2 protein-coding genes are annotated in these 2,684 nt (G+C 20.5%); both read left to right on the top strand.

The features are described 5' to 3' along the window. Positions 1–282 precede the first annotated feature (282 nt). A complete protein-coding gene (locus tag OC705_RS02405) occupies positions 283–1,062 on the top strand; it encodes a hypothetical protein (protein ID WP_304512705.1) in 780 nt (259 codons plus the stop codon). 1,132 nt (positions 1,063–2,194) lie between these two features. Continuing rightward, positions 2,195–2,563 (top strand): effector protein, encoded by a 369-nt coding sequence (locus tag OC705_RS02400; protein ID WP_304512690.1) that lies wholly within the window; start codon positions 2,195–2,197, stop codon positions 2,561–2,563. Positions 2,564–2,684 lie beyond the last annotated feature (121 nt).

The raw sequence follows: 2,684 nt of genomic DNA, 5'->3' as shown, positions 1-2,684 counted from the left end.
TCAAACATGTTCAATAACGATCTCAAGGAATTTAGTATATTAAAACAATTAATATTTCAAAATATTCTCAAATTATTAACTATGATTTTTTGTTAATAAAATAAGATTAATAGTGGATAGATGCGAAGTAATTTAAAAAATAGAACAATTCTTTTATAAATTAAATATAATTAAAAATACTTAATAAGAAAATAAAAATTTACTAAAATTGATTTTACGTTTGAAAAGAAATATTTTTATTTTTTTTCTTAAATTGAGAAATTTTTTAAAAAAGGAAAAAATATGAAATGTATTAAAATATCCAAAAAAATTGTAATATTTATAATTATTATAATAATATTATTTATAATTTTAAATAATAGGAATTTTTTCAAAAATAACAATTTAATTAAACATCAATCATTTATATCTTCACCTAAATTATCGAACCAATCAAATTTATCTTTATCTAAATTAAAAATAAATAATTTTCATAAATTAAAAAATATTAAATCTTATATTTTGTCAGAAAATAACGAAGATTCAGAAAAATTTTTAAACAATATTAAAAGAGAAGAAAAAGAAAAAATTAAATCTCTTAAAGAAATGTTTTTATCAGATTTTTCTAAATTTAATTCCATTCACGATTCTCTTGAAAGATATAAAAAGAAAATTACGGAGTTTCAAAAACAAATAGATTTTTTTTTAATTAAAGTAAATTCTGAAGAACAAGACATTACAAAATTAAAACAAATTTTAAAAGAAATAGATAAAAATATAAATATTCAAAAATTAAAAATACAAAATAAAAAAGTTGATTTACAAACTCAAGGTATAACAATTTATAATAATCAAGAAATTTATAACATTGAAAATAAAATAAAAGAATTACTTAATAAGAAAGAAGAAGTATTGAAACAAATAAAAGAAATACAATTAGACCAAATAAAATTAAATAATATTAATGAAACAATATATCAAAACTTGAAACTATATAAAAAATTAGATCAATTATTATATAGCAAAAAGCAATTTTATATACAAACATTTTTAAATTGTCTTGAAAAGTTTTATAATAATTAAAAAACTATCTTAGTTTTATTATTTTCTAATATTATTAAAGTGCTAAAAATTAAATTTTAATAAAAATTGAAACAAAAATTTCAAAAATTATATAAAATAAACATGTATTAAATATTTAATAAAATTTATATAATTATTTAACTTTAATCTCGATATGTTATAAAAATTTAAATACAATAATATTTATCTAATAATTTTTTTCTTTAAGGGATCAAAATTATTAATAATCATAAATAGGCGCCAAAGAGGCCTAAATATCGTGTGATTTTACCAATCACCAGTGCGATAAACACTGTAAGGCTAAGAACGGTTCTTGAATGGAAACTCTCAAGAATTACAGCAGTTCTTAAAAGCGGGTTGCAACGAAGTAGTTAGTTAAGAAGATACCGCCACCAAATGGTTCTAAGGATAAGCCTGTAATGGCCTAAGAAGATAAGTAGATGTAATATTAAACCTGTCTTGTAAACTACTGTAAGCGAGCAGTCCAGAGTCTATCAATATATATATAAAGTATTGGATAGTTTATCAATTAACAAACCTGGAATCTCACCATTAATAAAATGGTTACTTCACCTAAGGAATCAAGGTTGATATTTAGCGTAAATTGGAGAATCCTAAAGGTCAGTTATTAAATTAACTAATAATGAGTTTAAAGTTATTAGGCCCAAGGATAAAGCGACTTCTTAGTAGTCGGAGGAGTAAAACTTGATCTGGAATGATAAAGAGAATCGTCCTTCCTGGAACAAGGTTAATGACCTTGATAGGGCGAAAGAAGTCAGTAATTTATTGATTTTCCAGTTTTTATTAATTAGGTAATTTTTTTTTATAATAGATATAGGAAATACAAAACCTGAGATTTAAAAGTAAATAATATATCTATGTATTTAATACAAAAAATTAGAATTATTGAACCAAATTATATTTTTAAATATTGCGATATATAATTATAAAAAATTTTTTAATAAATTAATAATTTGATAAATTATTAATAATTAATAACTATTTTAATAAAAGTTTTATATTCAATTATTTTTATGATTTTGAAATTCAAAATTTTATTTATTCAAGATAAAGTTCTAATAAATTTTCGAAAATATTGATTAATTTATTAAAAGCTTTTGTATAAATATTTATGTCATTAGAAAGTTTTTTAAATATGAATTTAAATATAAAAAAAATACAAATCAAAAAACAATTTAATATAATTAATTTATTCATAATTATTGTAACTTTAATATTTATAAATAATCGAAAAACTTATTTAGTTTATGCTGGTTCAAAGTATTCAGTAGTTAAAAAAACAAATTCTTCCGAAATATTATTTGATTCTACTGAAACCAAAATCGAGATTTTAAGAGCAAAAATAGATCAAGTTTTAATGAAACGAAATGAAGTTTTAAAAGAAATTGATTCAATAGAAAAAGAATTATTATCATTAAATTTAATAATTAAAAATAAAAATAATTTTCATTATTCCCGAAGGGGCGCCAAAGATGCCTAAATATCGTGTCATTTAACCAATGACCAGTGCGATAAACACTGTAAGGCTAAGAACGGTTCTTGAATGGAAACTCTCAAGAATTACAGCAGTTCTTAAAAGCGGGTTGCGACGAAGTAGTTAG

It is taken from the genome of Candidatus Phytoplasma fabacearum, from assembly GCF_030586805.1.
Taxonomy (GTDB): domain Bacteria; phylum Bacillota_I; class Bacilli_A; order Acholeplasmatales; family Acholeplasmataceae; genus Phytoplasma; species Phytoplasma fabacearum.
The sequence above is the reverse complement of the archived record's forward strand: the minus strand, read 5'-3'. Positions and strand labels throughout refer to the sequence as shown.